The organism is Variovorax sp. MHTC-1 (assembly GCF_003984645.1).
GTDB lineage: Bacteria > Pseudomonadota > Gammaproteobacteria > Burkholderiales > Burkholderiaceae_C > Variovorax.
Genome location: NZ_RWKI01000004.1, coordinates 191,708 through 208,512 on the forward strand (window position 1 = coordinate 191,708; position 16,805 = coordinate 208,512).

At 67.3% G+C, this 16,805-nt stretch carries 16 protein-coding genes; 14 read left to right on the top strand and 2 right to left on the bottom strand.

Annotation, left to right across the window (positions count from 1 at the left end):
* Positions 1-32: 32 nt before the first annotated feature.
* From nuoN to EJI01_RS08995, 4 genes are read left to right on the top strand one after another with little or no spacing between them, the layout of a single operon-like run.
* On the top strand, positions 33-1,520 hold the full coding sequence (gene nuoN, locus EJI01_RS08980; protein ID WP_126836763.1) for an NADH-quinone oxidoreductase subunit NuoN: 1,488 nt from the start codon (positions 33-35) through the stop codon (positions 1,518-1,520).
* 12 nt (positions 1,521-1,532) lie between these two features.
* Complete coding sequence (locus EJI01_RS08985; RefSeq protein WP_126836764.1) at positions 1,533-1,838, top strand: DUF2818 family protein; 306 nt, start codon at positions 1,533-1,535, stop codon at positions 1,836-1,838.
* A 1-nt stretch (position 1,839) separates the two neighbouring features.
* The gene (locus EJI01_RS08990) at positions 1,840-2,430 is read left to right on the top strand and encodes an NUDIX domain-containing protein (protein WP_126836765.1); all 591 of its coding nucleotides are present in this window, start codon (positions 1,840-1,842) and stop codon (positions 2,428-2,430) included.
* A gap of 10 nt (positions 2,431-2,440) precedes the next feature.
* Positions 2,441-2,884, top strand: coding sequence for a DUF1178 family protein (locus EJI01_RS08995; protein WP_126836766.1), 444 nt, complete (start codon positions 2,441-2,443; stop codon positions 2,882-2,884).
* Positions 2,885-3,023: 139 nt separating this feature from the next.
* Here EJI01_RS08995 and EJI01_RS09000 read toward each other — a convergent pair whose 3' ends face one another.
* Positions 3,024-4,808: an ABC transporter transmembrane domain-containing protein gene (locus EJI01_RS09000; protein ID WP_126836767.1), complete on the bottom strand. Its 1,785-nt coding sequence runs from the start codon at positions 4,806-4,808 to the stop codon at positions 3,024-3,026.
* A 77-nt stretch (positions 4,809-4,885) separates the two neighbouring features.
* Here EJI01_RS09000 and EJI01_RS09005 point away from each other — a divergent pair, with 77 nt between their 5' ends.
* The 10 genes from EJI01_RS09005 to EJI01_RS09050 all read left to right on the top strand — a co-directional run bounded on the left by EJI01_RS09005 (position 4,886) and on the right by EJI01_RS09050 (position 15,616).
* The gene (locus EJI01_RS09005) at positions 4,886-5,413 is read left to right on the top strand and encodes a MarR family winged helix-turn-helix transcriptional regulator (RefSeq protein WP_126836768.1); all 528 of its coding nucleotides are present in this window, start codon (positions 4,886-4,888) and stop codon (positions 5,411-5,413) included.
* On the top strand, positions 5,397-6,866 hold the full coding sequence (locus EJI01_RS09010; RefSeq protein WP_126836769.1) for an efflux transporter outer membrane subunit: 1,470 nt from the start codon (positions 5,397-5,399) through the stop codon (positions 6,864-6,866). The genes EJI01_RS09005 and EJI01_RS09010 overlap by 17 nt, the downstream gene beginning before the upstream one ends.
* 14 nt (positions 6,867-6,880) lie before the next feature.
* Complete coding sequence (locus EJI01_RS09015; protein ID WP_126836770.1) at positions 6,881-8,185, top strand: efflux RND transporter periplasmic adaptor subunit; 1,305 nt, start codon at positions 6,881-6,883, stop codon at positions 8,183-8,185.
* 17 nt (positions 8,186-8,202) lie between these two features.
* The gene (locus EJI01_RS09020; RefSeq protein WP_126836771.1) at positions 8,203-9,765 is read left to right on the top strand and encodes a DHA2 family efflux MFS transporter permease subunit; all 1,563 of its coding nucleotides are present in this window, start codon (positions 8,203-8,205) and stop codon (positions 9,763-9,765) included.
* Positions 9,766-10,020: 255 nt separating this feature from the next.
* A complete protein-coding gene (locus EJI01_RS09025) occupies positions 10,021-10,791 on the top strand; it encodes an ABC transporter ATP-binding protein (RefSeq protein WP_126836772.1) in 771 nt (256 codons plus the stop codon).
* 1 nt (position 10,792) lies between these two features.
* Positions 10,793-11,500 carry an ABC transporter ATP-binding protein gene (locus EJI01_RS09030; protein WP_126836773.1) on the top strand — a complete coding sequence of 236 codons (708 nt, stop codon included), beginning with the start codon at positions 10,793-10,795 and terminating at the stop codon, positions 11,498-11,500.
* 45 nt (positions 11,501-11,545) lie between these two features.
* On the top strand, positions 11,546-12,742 hold the full coding sequence (locus EJI01_RS09035) for an ABC transporter substrate-binding protein (protein ID WP_126836774.1): 1,197 nt from the start codon (positions 11,546-11,548) through the stop codon (positions 12,740-12,742).
* A gap of 77 nt (positions 12,743-12,819) precedes the next feature.
* On the top strand, positions 12,820-13,695 hold the full coding sequence (locus EJI01_RS09040; protein ID WP_126836775.1) for a branched-chain amino acid ABC transporter permease: 876 nt from the start codon (positions 12,820-12,822) through the stop codon (positions 13,693-13,695).
* Positions 13,692-14,678: a branched-chain amino acid ABC transporter permease gene (locus EJI01_RS09045; protein ID WP_126836776.1), complete on the top strand. Its 987-nt coding sequence runs from the start codon at positions 13,692-13,694 to the stop codon at positions 14,676-14,678. Before EJI01_RS09040 ends, EJI01_RS09045 begins: the two co-directional genes overlap by 4 nt.
* 8 nt (positions 14,679-14,686) lie before the next feature.
* Positions 14,687-15,616, top strand: coding sequence for an SMP-30/gluconolactonase/LRE family protein (locus tag EJI01_RS09050; protein WP_126836777.1), 930 nt, complete (start codon positions 14,687-14,689; stop codon positions 15,614-15,616).
* 145 nt (positions 15,617-15,761) lie between these two features.
* Here EJI01_RS09050 and EJI01_RS09055 read toward each other — a convergent pair whose 3' ends face one another.
* Positions 15,762-16,805: a lipocalin-like domain-containing protein gene (locus EJI01_RS09055; RefSeq protein ID WP_126836778.1), complete on the bottom strand. Its 1,044-nt coding sequence runs from the start codon at positions 16,803-16,805 to the stop codon at positions 15,762-15,764.

A 16,805-nucleotide genomic window follows, 5' to 3' on the forward strand; every position in this document is an offset into this window, starting at 1 on the left:
CGCCGGCCGGCCTCGCTGAACAAGAGAACGAGATGATTGACAAACTCAGCTGGATGACGATCTACCCCGAGGTGGTGCTGCTGGTCATGGCCTGCATCATCGCGCTGGTCGATCTGTCCACCACCAGCACGCACCGCACGCGCACCTACGTGCTGACGCTGCTCACGCTTGCCGTGGTGGCCTTCCTTACCGGGCTGCAGGCCGCCGAAGGCAAGACCCACTACGGCTTCGGCGGCATGGTCGTGAGCGATCCGATGGGCAACTGGCTCAAGTGCTTTGCCACGCTGGCGCTGATGGCCACGCTGGTCTACGGCCGGCCCTATGCCGCCGACCGCGGCATGCTGAGCGGCGGCGAGATGTTCACGTTGAGCATGTTCGCCTTGCTCGGCATCTTCGTGATGATCTCGGGCAGCAACTTCCTCCTGATCTACCTCGGGCTCGAGCTGCTCACGCTGTCGAGCTACGCGCTGGTCGCGCTCAGGCGCGACAACGCGGTGGCCAGCGAAGCCGCGATGAAGTACTTCGTTCTCGGCGCCATGGCCAGCGGCTTCCTGCTCTACGGCATGTCGATGATGTACGGCGCGACCGGTTCGCTCGACACCAACGAAGTGTTCAAGGCCATCGCGAGCCGCAAGGTCAACCACCAGGTGCTGGTGTTCGGCCTGGTGTTCATCGTTGCCGGGCTGGCGTTCAAAGTCGGTGCGGCGCCGTTCCACATGTGGGTGCCCGACGTCTACCAGGGCGCGCCGACCGCGGTCACGCTGCTGATCGGCGCGGCGCCGGAGCTGGCGGCCTTCGCGATCATCATCCGCCTGCTGGTGGAAGGCCTGCTGCCGCTCGCGATCGACTGGCAGCAGATGCTCGCCTTGCTCGCCATCGCGTCGCTCCTGGTGGGCAACCTCGCTGCCATCGCGCAAACCAACCTCAAGCGCATGCTGGCCTATTCGACCATCGCGCAGATGGGCTTCATGCTGCTGGGCCTGGTGGCGGGCGTGGTCAACAACAACACCTACAACGCGCAGTTCGCCTACAGCGCCTCGATGTTCTACATCGTGACCTACGTGCTGACCACGCTGGCGAGCTTCGGCATCATCCTGCTCTTGGCGCGCGAAGGCTTCGAGAGTGAGGAAATCACCGATCTCGCCGGCCTCAACCAGCGCAGCCCGCTCTACGCCGGCGTGATGGCGGTGGCCATGTTCTCGCTGGCGGGCGTGCCGCCGCTGGTCGGCTTCTATGCCAAGCTGGCCGTGCTGCAGGCGCTGATCGCATCGGGGCAGGGCATCTATATCGCGCTGGCCGTGTTCGCAGTCGTGATGTCGCTGATCGGCGCCTTCTATTACATCCGCGTGGTCAAGGTCATGTACTTCGATGCGCCGGTGACCGCGAGCACGGTGTCTGCGCCGCGCGACGTGCGGGCGGTGCTGACGGTCAATGGCGCGCTGATCCTGATCCTCGGCATCGTGCCCGGCGGCCTCATGACGCTCTGCGCGCAGGCCATCGTGGCCACGCTGGCGAACTAGGCTTCATCCTAGGTGTCGCAGGGCGCATCGATCTGGGTCGTGCTGCTGGTGGCGCTGGCGGCCGCCAATCTGCCCTTCGTCAACGAGCGCTTGTTCGGGTTGGTGCCGCTGTCCGCACGCACCAAGTCGCTGGGCCTGCGACTGGCCGAACTCCTGCTTCTCTATTTCGTGGCCGGCGGCGTCGGCCTCCTGTTCGAGCGCCGCGCGGGCCAGATCGCGTCGCAGGGTTGGGAGTTCTACGCCGTCACCGGTGCGCTCTTCATCGTGCTGGCCTTCCCCGGTTTCACCTGGCGCTATCTGCTCAAGCATCGGAAATGACATGGACGACGCACATCTGAGGGAAGAGGGCACGAACAGCGAGCTGCTGTTCAAGGGCAACTTCCTGCACGCCAAGCGCGACACCGTGCGCCTGCCCGACGGCAAGAGCGCGACGCGCGAATACGTGATCCACCCTGGCGCGGTGGTGGTGGTGCCGCTGCTCGACGACGGACGCGTCGTGCTCGAGCGGCAATACCGCTACCCGATCGGCCGCGTGATGACCGAATTTCCGGCCGGCAAGCTCGATGCCGGCGAAGACCCGCTGGTCTGCGGCCAGCGCGAATTGCTTGAAGAAACCGGCTACAGCGCGCGCGAATGGGCACACGCCGGCGCCATGCACCTGGCGGTGGCGTACTCGACCGAGATCATTCATATCTACTTCGCGCGCGGCTTGTCCCTCGGCGACCGGCAACTCGACCACGGTGAGTTCCTCGACGTCACCACGGCCACGCCGGACCAACTGTTCGCCTGGTGCCGCGACGGCACCGTGTCCGATGCCAAGACGCTGACCTGCACGCTGTGGCTGCAAAACGTCCTGTCGGGCGCATGGGCGCTCGATTGGCAAAGCCCCGCCTTGCCCGCCGGCGCCTGATAATCCGGGCATGAAGGTTCTCAACCTCCAATGCGCCCATGGCCACGGCTTCGAGGGCTGGTTCGCCTCCAACGAGGCGTTCGAGACGCAGCTCGCCGGCGGCCTGGTGTCGTGCCCGATCTGTGCCGACACGGCCATCACCAAGCTGCTGGCCGCGCCGCGCCTGAACCTCGGCAGCCCCAAGCCGCCTGCCGAAACGCCGAGCGTCCCTGCCGCTGCGGCTGAAAATTCGCCCGAAGCGCGCTGGATGCGCGCGGTGCGCGAGGTGATGGCCAAGACCGAAGACGTCGGCGAGCGCTTCGCCGACGAGGCCCGCAAGATGCACTACGGCGAAGCCGAGGAGCGCGGCATCCGCGGCCAGGCCACGCGCGAGGAAGCGCAGACCCTGCTCGACGAGGGCATCTCGGTGTTCTCGCTGCCCATCCCGCCGGCGCTCAAAGAAACCCTGCAGTAAAAGCTCTCCCCCAGGCTTGCCCATTTCGTGTGGCCGCCCACCCCCTCACCGGGGGCAACACCAGCGGCCCGGCAAAGCCGGATCCGCGGTGTTCCTGGTATTGAGAAGGCGAAGGCGCGTTGGCTGCCTGCCGGTGTGCCTACGAGGTGAATTGCAGTGCCGCGAGGCGCGCATAGACGCCGTTCTGCGCGACCAGCGTCGCATGCGTTCCCTGTTCCACGATGCCGCCGTGGTCGAGCACCACGATGCGGTCGGCCTTCTGGACCGTCGCGAGCCGGTGCGCGATGACCAGCGTAGTGCGGCCCACCATCGCCGATTCGAGCGCGGCCTGGACCATGCGCTCGCTCTCGGCGTCGAGGGCGCTGGTGGCTTCGTCGAGCAAGAGCAGCGGCGGGTTCTTGAGCATCGCGCGCGCGATCGCGATGCGCTGGCGCTGCCCGCCCGACAGGCGCACGCCGCGCTCGCCGAGGAAGGTGTCGTAGCCCTCGGGCAGCGCTTTCAGAAAGCCGTCGGCGAAGGCGGCGCGCGCTGCGGCATGGACTTCTTCGACGCTCGCATCGGGCCGGCCGTAGCGGATGTTCTCCAGCGCGCTGGCCGAAAAGATCACTGCGTCCTGCGGCACCAGTCCGATGCGCGTGCGCAGTTCGTCGAGCGACAGCGCTGCGAGCGAAGTGTCGTCGAGCATGATGCGGCCTGCCTGCGGGTCGTAGTAGCGCAAGAGCAGCTGGAACACCGTGCTCTTGCCTGCGCCGCTCGAGCCCACCAGCGCCACGGTTTCGCCCGGAGCCACCGCGAGGCTGAAGTCGCGCAGCGCCGGGGTGCCGGGCCGTGAGGGATAGTGGAAGCTGACGCCCTCGAAGCTGACCGCGCTGCCGGCGGCCGGAACGGGCGCCTTGGCCGGCTGGGCCGGCGAGACGATGACCGGCCTGGCGTGCAGCAGTTCCATCAGGCGCTCGGTCGCGCCGGCCGCGCGCAGCAGGTCGCCGTAGACCTCGCCCAGCACCGCGGCGGCGCTCGCCAGGATGATCACGTAGACCACCGTCTGCCCGAGGTGGCCGGCCGTGATGTCGCCGCGCAGCACGGCCTGCGTGCCCTGGTACAGGCCCCACAGCAGCGCGGCCGAGGTCGCGATGATGATGAAGGCCACCAGCACCGAGCGCGCTTTGGTGCGGCGCACCGCGGTGCGGAAGGCGTTGTCGGTGGAGGCGTCGAAGCGGGCCGCTTCTCGCGCTTCGGCCGTGTAGCTCTGCACCACGGGGATCGCATTCAGCACCTCGGCCGCGATGGCACTCGAATCGGCCACGCGGTCCTGGCTGGCCCGCGAAAGCCGGCGCACGCGGCGACCGAACCACATGCTCGGCAGCACCACCAGCACCAGGATGCCGAGCACCTGCACCATCACATAGGGATTGGTCCAGATCAGCATGGCGAGCGCGCCGGTACCCATCACCGCGTTGCGTAGCCCCATGCTGAGCGAGGAGCCGACGACGGTCTGCACCAGCGTCGTGTCGGCCGTCAGCCGCGACAGCACCTCGCCGGTCTGCGTGGTCTCGAAGAAGGCCGGGCTCTGGCGCAGCACATGCGCGTAGACCGCATTGCGCAGGTCCGCCGTCACGCGCTCGCCGAGCCAGCTCACGGTGTAGAAGCGCGCCGCCGAGAAGATGCCGAGCGCGACGGCCACCGCGAACAGGGCGAGGAAATGCTCCCGCAGCGCCATCGCCTGCGCGCCGCGGTCGGAGGCGATCAGGCCGCCGTCGATCAGGCCGCGCAGGGCCAGCGGAAACACCAGGGTGGTCGCCGCCGCCAGGACCAGGAACACGGCAGCCAGCAGGATCTGGGTGCGGTAGGGGCGAAGAAAAGGGGTTAGCCCGGTCAGCGATTTGGGAGAGCCCTTGGCAAGGGAGGGCGAAGCAGGGGAAACCATGACTTCGATTCTAGCCAACGCTTGCCGCCTCAAAGGAAGCCTTGACAATAGTTGTCGCGACAAATAATATCGCGGCCATGTCCGATTCCCAACGCCCAGGGGCCGTACCGCGGGCCGCCGCCGACTTCTACAAGCCGGAAAACTACCAAGCCGAAGAGAGCGTCGGCTACATGATGCGCCGCATCACGACCCTCGTGAGCCAGGCGGTCACGAGCGACATGTGGGAACCGGGCGCACCGACCTTCCCGCAATGGGCGCCGCTCTACAAGCTTCATCTGGGGCACGCCACCACCGTTGCCGAACTCGCGCGCGAATGCCAGCTCGACACCGGCGCGATGACGCGCCTGCTCGACCGCCTCGAGGCCAAGGGCCTGTGCCGGCGCGTGCGTTCGCTTTCCGACCGGCGCGTGGTCAACATCGAACTCACCGACGAGGGCCGCGCCGCCGCCCGGCAGGTACCCCATGTCCTGTGCCGCGTGCAGAACGAGGCGCTCGCCGGCTTCAGCCGCGAAGAGTGGGAGCAGCTCAAGGGCTATCTGCGCCGCATCCTCGACAACACGCAGGCCCTTGCGGTCCGTGGAGAAAAAGATGAATCGGCTTCCTGAGTTCGCGCGCCGCCGAATGCCCGCCGTGGCGGCTGCCGTGGCGGCCCTCGCTCTGGCCGGTTGCGCCGACATGGCCCATATCGATTCGCACGCCAAGCTGCGCGATGCGGACTCGCTGGGCCTGAGCGCTGCGCCGGCCGCCCCTGCCGTCGACAGCCAATGGTGGCTCGGCTTCGGCGACGCGCAGCTCAATGCCATGATCGACCAGGCGCTGCAAGGCAATCCCAACTTGCAGGTCGCGCGTGCGCGCCTCGCCCGCGCGCGGGCCTCGACCGCCATCGCCGAGGCCGGCGGCAAACCGCAGATCGATGGCGCGCTCGATCTCACGCGGCAGAAGTTCAGCGGCAACTATATCTACCCGGCGCCGCTCGGCGGCTCGATCCAGGAGACCGGCACGCTGCAGCTGAATGCCGGCTGGGAGCTCGATTTCTTCGGCAAGAACCGCACCGCGATCGAGGCGGCCATCGGCAGCGCGAACGCCGCGGCCGCCGATGCAGATGCCACCCGTATCCTCTTGGCCAGCAACGTCGCACGCGGCTACTTCCAATGGGCTCGGCTGGCCGACCAGCTGGCCGTGGCGAAGCGCACGCTGGCGCAGCGCGAAGAAACGCTGAAGCTGGTGCGCGACCGCGTCTCCGCCGGGCTCGATACGCGCCTCGAACTGCGCCAGAGCGAAGGCGGCCTGCCGCAGGCGCGCCAGCAGATCGAGGCCCTCGGCGAACAGATCGCGCTCGCGCAGCACGCGCTCGATGCGCTGGTCGCCAAGCCGAACGCGACGCAGGGCCTGGCCCCGCCGGCGCTCGGCGGCATCCGGCCGATCGCGCTGCAGCCCACGATCCCGGTCGACCTGCTGGGCCGGCGCGCCGACATCGCGGCCGCGCGCTGGCGTGTCGAGGCCGCGACCAGCGATGTCGCGAACGCGAAGACGCAGTTCTATCCCAACATCAACCTGGTGGCCTTCGCCGGCTTCTCGAGCATCGGCTTCGACACCCTGGTCAAGTCCGGCAGCCAGCAGTGGGGCGTGGGTCCGGCCATCCGGCTGCCGATCTTCGAAGGCGGCCGGCTGCGCGCCAACCTGCGCGGCAAGGCGGCCGATCTCGATGCCGCGATCGAGAGCTACAACGCCTCGGTGCTCGATGCGGTGCGCGAAGTCGCCGACCAGGTCGCGAGCGCGCAATCGGTGGCTCGCCAGCAGGCCGAGCAGCGCGATGCGCAGAGCGCGGCCGAAGCCGCCTACGACATCGCCGTGCAGCGCTACGGCGCCGGCCTCGGCAACTACCTGAATGTGCTGACCGCAGAGACCTCCGTGCTCGCGCAACGCCGCGAAGCTGTCGAGCTCGCCGCACGCGCCCTCGACACGCAGGTCGGCCTGGCGCGCGCGCTGGGCGGCGGCTGGCAGCCCGCCACATCGTTCACCGCTGCGGCCGGCACGACATCGACTCCGCATCCCTGACGAAAGACATTCCCATGGACAGCAAGGACAACGCCGACACGAGCCTCCCGGCCCAACCCGACGCCGAGGCATCGCCTTCCAGCAACAAGCGCCGCCGCGCGCTGACCGCGCTCGCCTCGGTGGCGGTGCTGGCCGGTGCCGGCTGGGGCGTCTACGAGTGGCTGGTCGCGAGCCACTACGAGTCGACAGACAACGCCTACGTGCAGGGCAACGTGATCCAGATCACGCCGCAGATCGGCGGCACCGTGATGGCCATCATGGCCGACGACACCGACCTGGTGAAGGCCGGCCAGCCGCTGGTGCAGCTCGATCCGGCCGATGCCAAGGTCGCGCTCGACCAGACCGAGGCAGCGCTCGCGCAGACGGTGCGCCAAGTGCGCACGCTCTACGCCAACAACGGCGCGCTGGCCGCGCAGGTCACGCTGCGCCAGTCCGACGTCGTCAAGGCGCAGAGCGACATCGCGCGCGCCCAGGACGACCTGAAGCGCCGCCAGGCCCTCAGCGGCAACGGTGCGGTGTCGAAGGAAGAGCTCAACCATGCCGAGACGACGCTCGCCAACGCGAAGAGCGCGCTCGCGGCGGCGCAGGCCGGCGTGGTCTCGGCGCGCGAACAGCTCGCGAGCAACCAGTCGCTGACCGAAGGCACCAGCGTCGAGCAGCACCCGAGCGTGCTCGCGGCCGCCGCCAAGGTGCGCGAAGCCTACCTCGCGACGCAGCGCGTCGCGATGCCGGCGCCGGTCGAAGGCTATGTGGCCAAGCGCACCGTGCAGCTCGGCCAGCGCGTCGCGGCCGGCACGCCGATGATGTCGATCGTGCCGCTGAGCCAGGTGTGGGTCGACGCCAACTTCAAGGAAGTGCAGCTGCGCAACATCCGCCTCGACCAGCCCGTGAAGCTCACTGCCGACGTTTACGGCAAGAAGGTCGAATACACCGGCCGCGTCGCCGGTCTCGGCGTCGGCACCGGCGCCGCCTTCGCGCTGCTGCCGGCGCAGAACGCCACCGGCAACTGGATCAAGGTGGTGCAGCGGGTGCCGGTGCGCATCGCGCTCGACGCCGAGCAGCTCAAGGCCAATCCGCTGCGCGTGGGCCTCTCGATGGAGGCCGAGATCGACGTCACGCAGAAGGGCGGCAAGATGCTCGCCGACGCGCCGCGCGCCAGCGCGCTGGCGCAGACGCAGGTCTACAGCCGGCTCGACCAGGGTGCCGACGCCGAAGTGCAGCGCATCATCGCGGCCAACATGGGCCGCGGCGGGGCGCTCGCGAGCACCGCGCGGCGCCCGGCGGCGGGCGGAACGCCTTCGCAGGTCAACCCGATCTGATCGACGGCTGGCGCACGATGGCGACCGCTTCGGCTCCTCCCGCACCCCTGCCGCCCCTCGAGGGTTCCGCCCGGCTGTGGGGCACGATCGCGCTCTCGGCCGCGACCTTCATGAACGTGCTCGACACGTCGATCGCCAACGTTTCGCTGCCGGCCATCTCCGGCGACCTCGGCGTGAGCTCGACGCAAGGCACCTGGGTCATCACCAGCTTCGCGGTGGCCAACGCCATCGCGGTGCCGCTCACCGGCTGGCTCACGCAGCGCTTCGGCCAGGTGCGCCTGTTCATGGCCAGCGTGCTGCTGTTCATCATCAGCTCCTGGCTCTGCGGGCTGGCGCCCAATATGACGATGCTGATCGCGTTCCGCGCGCTGCAGGGCTTCGTCGCCGGGCCGATGATTCCGCTGTCGCAGACCCTGCTGCTGTCGAGCTACCCGAAGGCCAAGGCCGGCCTCGCGATGGCGATGTGGTCGATGACCACGCTGGTCGCGCCCGTGATGGGGCCGCTGCTCGGCGGCTGGATCACCGACAACATCTCCTGGCCCTGGATCTTCTACATCAACATTCCCGTGGGCCTGCTCGCCGCCGGCATCACCTGGGGCATCTACCGCAAGCGCGAGAGCACGACGCGCAAGGTGCCGATCGATGCGATCGGCCTGGCGCTGCTGGTGCTGTGGGTGGGTTCGCTGCAGCTGATGCTCGACAAAGGCAAGGAACTGGACTGGTTCCATTCGCCGGAGATCGTTGCGATGGCGGTGGTGGCGGTGGTCGGCTTCGCTTTCTTCCTGGTCTGGGAGCTGACCGACAAGCACCCGGTGGTCGACCTCTCGCTCTTCAAGCGCCGCAACTTCTGGTCGGGCGTGCTGGCGACGGCGGTGGCCTACGGCCTGTTCTTCGGCAACGTAGTGATCCTGCCGCTGTGGCTGCAGCAGTACATGGGCTACACGGCGACGCAGGCCGGCATGATCATGGCGCCGGTCGGTCTGCTCGCGATCGTGTTCTCGCCGATCGTCGGCCTCACGGTCGCCAAGATCGATCCGCGCCGCTACGCCACCTTCTCTTTCCTGGTGTTCGCGCTGGTGCTTTGGATGCGCTCCAACTTCAACACTCAGGCCGACTTCTGGACCATCATGATCCCGACCGTGATCCAGGGCGTGGCGATGGCCTTCTTCTTCATTCCGCTGGTGACGATCACGCTGTCGGGCCTTGCGCCGGACCGCATCGCTGCGGCCTCGGGGCTGTCGAACTTCGCGCGCATCACCGCGGGCGCCATGGGAACATCCATCGCCACCACGGTGTGGGAGAACCGCGCCGCGCTGCATCACGCGCAGCTGGTCGAGTCGGTCAACCAGGGCAATGCAGCCGCGAGCAGCGCCATGGCCGGGCTGGCCGGCAGCGGCTTCAGCACCGAGCAGGTGCTGGGCCAGCTCAACCGCATCGTGGACCAGCAGTCCTTCATGCTGGCCGCGAACGACGTGTTCTATGCATCGGCCGTGCTGTTCCTGCTGCTCATCCCCTTCGTCTGGCTGGCCAAGCCGACGAAGAGCGCCGGCAATTCAGACGCCGCGGCCGGCGCACACTGAAGCTGTCCTGTTCGTGGGGGCCGCCGCGCACGGCCGCCCGAAGCGGCCGGCCCGCCCCCGGCAGGGGTTGGCGAAGCGACACGAAGTGCGCGCAGCCTGGGGGCGAGCTTATCCTGCAGTGCAGCATAGGCATTTGCCCCAGTAGGCAAGTTTGGTTGCCGCTGCAAACAATGTGTTTTCCGCGCAACCATGGTGGTGCGCTCAAGTGGACCGCATGACCGATTCTTCCTTCCAGCACACGGGCGACCGCGCGAGATGAGCGACATCATTCTCGAAACACGCCAGCTCACCAAGGAATTCAAGGGCTTCACCGCAGTCAGCAAAGTCGATCTGTCGGTCGTCCGCGGATCGATCCATGCGTTGATCGGTCCCAACGGCGCCGGCAAGACGACCTGCTTCAACCTGCTCACCAAGTTCCTCGAGCCCACCTCGGGCACCATCCTGTTCAATGGGATAGACATCACGAACGAGCGCCCGGCGCAGATCGCGCGGCGCGGCATCATCCGCTCGTTCCAGATCTCGGCCGTGTTCCCGCATCTGACCTTGCTCGAGAACGTGCGCCTGGGCCTGCAGCGCGCGCTCGGCACCTCCTACCACTTCTGGAAGAGCGAGAAGTCGCTGCTCCCCCTCAACGACCGTGCGCGTGCGCTGCTGGCCGAAGTCGGCCTCGAAGACGTTGCCGACGAACAGACCGTGAACCTGCCCTACGGCAGCAAGCGCGCGCTCGAGATCGCGACCACGCTCGCGATGGAGCCCGAGCTGATGCTGCTCGACGAGCCCACGCAGGGCATGGGCCACGAGGACGTGCACCGCGTGGCCGAGCTCATCAAGCGCGTGTCGGCCGGCCGCACCATCCTGATGGTGGAGCACAACATGAGCGTGGTGTCGACCATCGCCGACACCATCACGGTCCTGCAGCGCGGCGCCGTGCTGGCCGAGGGGCCGTATGCCGAGGTCTCGAAGGATCCGCAGGTGATGGAAGCCTATATGGGCACCGCCGACGGTCAACTCCAGGGTGCGCATTGAGATGACAGCTGCTCTGGAAATCAAGGACCTCCACGCCTGGTACGGCGAGTCGCATGTGCTGCATGGCGTCGATATGGTGGTGCAGCCCGGCGAGGTGGTCACGCTGCTGGGCCGCAACGGTGCGGGGCGTACCACTACGATGCGCGCCATCCTGGGCCTCACCGGCACGCGCAAAGGCAGCATCAAGGTCGACGGCATCGAGACCATCGGCATGGCCACGCACCGCATCGCGCACCATGGCATCGGCTACTGCCCGGAGGAGCGCGGCATCTTCGCAAGCCTGTCGGCCGAAGAGAACCTGCTGCTGCCGCCTGCGCTCAAAGGCGCAGGGCAGGGCATGTCGGTGGACGAGATCTACGCCATGTTCCCCAACCTCGCCGAGCGCCGCAACAGCCAGGGCACGCGCCTGTCGGGCGGCGAGCAGCAGATGCTGGCCGTCGCGCGCATCCTGCGCACCGGCGCCCGGCTGCTGCTGCTCGACGAGATCTCCGAAGGCCTGGCACCGGTGATCGTGCAGGCGCTGGCCCGCATGATCCACACGCTGCGCGGAAAGGGCTACACCGTCGTCATGGTGGAGCAGAACTTCCGCTTCGCGGCGCCGCTGGCCGACCGCTTCTACGTCATGGAGCACGGCCGAATCGTCGAAAAGTTCGGTGCCTCCGAGCTCGACGCCAAGATGCCGGTGCTCCACGAACTGCTCGGCGTCTGAGTCACGCCGCCATTCTTCCGCTTCAACCCACACCAGGAGACACCCATGAAAGCGAAACTCAAGATCGTTGCCCTCATGCTCGGCGCCGCCGGCCTCGCCACCCACGCGGTGCAGGCGCAGGAGAAGGTCGTCATCGGCTACATCAGCGACTTGTCGGGCCTTTATGGCGACCTGGAAGGCAAGGGCGGTGCCACGGCCATCCAGATGGCCATCGACGATATGGGCGGCAAGGTGCTCGGCCAGCCGGTGGAAGTGCTGAGTGTGGACCACCAGAACAAGCCCGACATCGCCGCTTCCAAGGCACGCGAATGGATCGATACCGCGGGCGCCACATTGATTTTTGCGGGCACCAACTCCGGCGTCGCGCTGGCCACGGCCAAGGTAGCGCAGGAGAAGAAGCGGGTGTTCTTCACCAACGGGGCTGCCACCTCGGCGCTGACCAACGCCCAGTGCAGCCCCTATACCGTGCACTATGCCTACGACACCGTCGCGCTGGCCAAGAGCACCGGTGGGGCCGTGGTGGAGACCGGTGGCAAGAGCTGGTTCTTCCTGACGGCGGACTACGCTTTCGGTCACGCGCTCGAAGCGGATACCGCCAAGGTGGTCAAGGCCAAGGGCGGCACAGTCGTCGGTGGCGTGAAGGCGCCGCTCAATGCGTCGGACTTCTCGTCCTTCCTGCTGCAGGCGCAAAACTCCAAGGCACAGGTGCTGGGCCTGGCCAACGCCGGGGGCGACTTCATCAATTCGATGAAGGCGGCCAAGGAGTTCGGCATCGACAAGAGCATGAAGATTGCCGGGTTGCTGGTGTTCCTGACCGACGTCAAGAGCCTGGGCCTGCCCGCCACGCAGGGTCTGCTGCACACCACCAGCTGGTACTGGGATACCGACGACGAGTCGCGCAAGTGGGCCGCACGCTACGAAGCCAAGACCAAGAACAAGCCGACCGACATCCAGGCGGCAGACTACTCGGCGACCATGACCTACCTCAAGGCCGTCGAAGCCGTGAAGTCGACCGATGCCGACAAGGTGATGGCGCACCTCAAGAAGACGCCGATCAACGACTTCTACGCCAAGGGCGTGATCCGTCCCGATGGACGCATGGTGCACGACATGCTGCTGGCCGAGGTCAAGAAGCCGTCCGAATCCAAAGGGCCCTGGGATTTGCTGAAGATCGTCAAGAAGGTGCCGGGCGATCAGGTCTTCACAACGAAGGAAGAGAGCACTTGCGCGCTCTGGAAGTAGGGTTCGCGCTGCGGGCGGCCGGGCACGGCCGCCCTCTGGAATAAAAAGAAACCGAGGCGTCGGGCCTCATTGCATCCATGAACATTTCCCTTCCTGCCTTGTTGAGCCAGCTCCTTCTGGGGCTGGTCAACGGGTCGTTCTACGCGATCCTGAGCCTCGGGCTGGCGGTGATCTTCGGTCTGCTCAACGTCATCAATTTCGCGCACGGCGCGCTGTTCATGATGGGGGCGGTGCTGTCGTGGATGGCGATGAACTATTTCAACGTCAACTACTGGGTGATGCTGGTGGTGGCGCCGCTGATTGTCGGCGTCTTCGGCGTGCTGATCGAGCGCTTGCTGCTGCGCTGGATCTACAAGCTCGATCATCTCTACGGCCTGCTGCTGACGCTCGGCCTCACGCTGCTGATCGAAGGCGGGTTCCGCTCGGTGTACGGTGTTTCCGGACTCGCCTACAGCACGCCGGAAGCGCTCAGCGGCGGCACCAACCTGGGCTTCATGTTCCTGCCCAACTACCGCGCCTGGGTGGTGGCGGTGTCGCTGGTCGTGTGCTTCGCCACCTGGTATGCCATCGAAAAAACCCGGCTCGGCGCCTACCTGCGCGCCGGCACGGAGAATCCGCGCCTTGTCGAGGCCTTCGGCGTCAACGTGCCGTTGATGGTGACGCTGACCTACGGCTTCGGCGTCGCGCTGGCGGCATTCGCCGGGGTGCTCGCAGCGCCCGTCATCCAGATCTCTCCGCTGATGGGGCAGAACCTCATCATCATCGTGTTCGCCGTGGTCGTGATCGGCGGCATGGGGTCGATCATGGGCGCCATCCTCACCGGGCTCGGGCTGGGGGTGATCGAGGGCCTGACCAAGGTGTTCTATCCCGAGGCGTCCGCTACCGTCGTCTTCCTGATCATGGTGGTGGTGCTTCTCATCCGCCCCGCCGGTTTGTTCGGCAGCGAAAAATGAAGAAGATCTCCACCGTTGTCTACGCCGCGCTGCTGCTGGCGCTCATCGCCGCGCCGTTCCTCGGCCTCTATCCCGTGTTCGTGATGAAGGTGCTGTGCTTCGCGCTCTTCGCGTGTGCCTTCAACCTGCTGCTGGGCTACACCGGCATGCTGTCCTTCGGCCATGCCGCCTTCCTCGGCAGCTCGGCCTATGTGACCGGGCATGTCATCAAGATATGGCATTTCACGCCCGAACTCGGGCTCATCGCGGGCACGCTGATGGGCGCGCTGCTGGGGCTCGTGTTCGGCTGGCTGGCCATTCGCCGCCAGGGCATCTACTTCTCGATGATCACGCTGGCGCTGGCCCAGATGATGTACTTCGTTGCCCTGCAGGCGCCGTTCACCGGCGGCGAGGACGGTCTGCAGAGCGTGCCGCGCGGCAAGCTCTTCGGGCTCATCGACCTGAGCAACGACCTGACCATGTACTACGTCGCCCTGGCGATCGTGGTCGCGGCCTTCCTGCTCATCGCGCGCACCGTGCACTCGCCTTTCGGGCAAGTCTTGAAAGGCATCAAGGAGAACGAACCGCGCGCCATCTCGCTGGGCTACGACGTGAGCCGCTTCAAGCTGCTGGCCTTCGTGCTCTCGGCTGCGCTCTCGGGTTTGGCCGGCTCGCTCAAGACACTGGTGCTGGGCTTCGCCTCGCTGTCCGACGTGCACTGGACCGCATCCGGCCAGGTCATCCTGATGACGCTGGTGGGCGGCCTGGGCACGCTCTCCGGCCCGCTGGTCGGCTCGGCGGTGGTGGTGCTGCTCGAGAACAAGATCGGCGAATTCGGCAACCTGCTCGCGGACATCACGCGCATCGAGTGGTTCAACACCCTCGGCGAATCGGTCACCATGGTCACCGGCCTGATCTTCGTGATCTGCGTGCTGGCCTTCCGGCGCGGCATCATGGGCGAGATCATTGCTTTCGTCGACCGGCGGAAGGCGCCGCGTGCGTAGGGCGATCGATGTGGCAAGCTGCTGAGCGCTACCCCGACCCCGCGATCGAGATCCTCGATCCGCGCTTCGCCAAGTACCGCATCGGAAGCGCCGCCGTCGAGCGGCTGGCAACCGGCTTTCGCTGGGCCGAGGGGCCGGTGTGGTTCGGCGACGGCCGCTATCTGCTGTGGAGCGACATCCCCAACAACCGCGTGCTGCGCTGGGACGAGGAGACCGGCGCGGTCAACGCCTTCCGCAAGCCCTCGAACTTCGCCAACGGCCACACGCGCGATCGCCAGGGGCGGCTCTTGAGCTGCGAGCACGGCACGCGGCGCGTGACGCGCACCGAGTACGACGGCAGTATCACCGTGATCCTCGACCGCTTCGAAGGCAAGCGCCTCAATTCGCCCAACGACATCGTCGTCAAGTCGGACGATTCGATCTGGTTCACCGATCCGCCCTTCGGCATCCTCGGCCACTACGAGGGCCATGCGGCCGAGGCCGAGCTGCCCACCCATGTCTACCGCGTCGATGGCCGCACCGGCGAAGCCACGGTGGTGTGCGGCGACGTGAATCGGCCCAACGGCCTGTGCTTCTCGCCCGACGAGCGCCGGCTCTACGTGGTGGAGTCGGGCACGCTGCCGCGCCGCATCCGCGTGTTCGATCTCAGCGACGACGGCCGCCAACTCCAGAACGACCGCGTGTTCCTGCAGACCGAGATGGAAGGTGCGCCCGACGGCTTCCGCTGCGACGTCGACGGCAATCTGTGGGCCGGCTGGGGCACGGGCGAGGGCCGCGACGGCGTGATGGTGTTCGCGCCCGACGCCACGCCGATCGGCCGCATCGCCTTGCCCGAGCGCTGCGCCAACCTGTGCTTCGGCGGCACGGCGCGCAACCGGCTCTTCATGGCGGCGAGCCAGTCGCTCTACGCGCTCTACGTCAACACGCAAGGCGCGTGAGAGCCCACCCCCAGGCTTCGCGCACTTCGTGTCGCGCGCGCCTTCCCCCTTGCAGGGGGCAACACCAGCGGCCCGGCGAAGCCGGTTCCGCGGTGTTTCCCGAACAGGTTCCAGGTCTTGCCCGAAAAGCAGGTCCCAATCCGCATCACATCCGCAGCGCCTGGGCGTACCCCGTCATCTCGAGGTAGCCGCGGCCGACGCGTCGCCCGCTCGCGTCCTGCAGATCGCTCAGGCCCTCCCAATAGACGGCACCGGTCGAACCCCGGCTGTCGAGCTCCTGGTCGTCGAGCAGCGCCTGCACCCTGAAGGTGCCGGCCGGCGTCTGGATGCGCCATCGGGTCGGGTAGGCCGCACGCGTGCGCGGGCTGGTCCAGGTGCTTTCGGCGTCGAAGCGCAGTTCGTCGGGGCCGAACACGCGCAGCGTTCCGTCGGCACTGCGCAGCGACCCGCCGAACCACAGGGCCGATCCGTCGCGGCGCCGGATGCGGAAGGCCATCAGCGCGCCGCCGTCGTCGAGGTTCATGCCGATCCAGTCCCAGCCCGCCGCGTCGGGATGCAGATAGGCCTCGCTCCACTCGTGGTCGAGCCATGCCTTGCCTTGCACATCGAAGCCGCGGCCCTGAAGGGTGAGGCGGCCCTGCGCCGCGAGCTGCGGTTCGCTGTAGTAGTAGCTGGCCTGTTCGGCCTCGGGGCCCTTGCGCGACAGGCCGTCCTTGCCTTGCAGCAGCACCGGCTGGGTGGGCGAGAAGCGCAGGTCGAGCCCGAAGCCTTCGGCCGGCAACTTGGCCGTATAGCCCTGGGCGTCGCGCTTCAGCGTCCAGTTGCGCAGCCGGACGTTGGTGTCCTCTTCGGCGGCCGACGCCACGCCGAAGCCGGCGCGCGCGATGCGCTCGTCGTGCCAGAGCTTGCGGCCTTCGAGATCGGTGAGGGCCGCGTGCGCGAAGATCAGCTGCCGCGCCGCGAAGTGCGAGCGCATCGACTGCGTCGCAGCGATCCGCGATCGGAAGAAGGTGAGCTGGAAGCCGAAGTCGCGCGCGCCGGCCTGGGCATGGCCCGTGATGTACCACCATTCGGTGCGCAGATCCGGATGGCTGCCGAAGTCGCGCGGGAACTGCATCGTCTTCTGCGGCAGGCCCCAGGCATGCGGCGCCGCGAGTGCCGACAGAAGCACGGTGCGGCGCGACAGCAT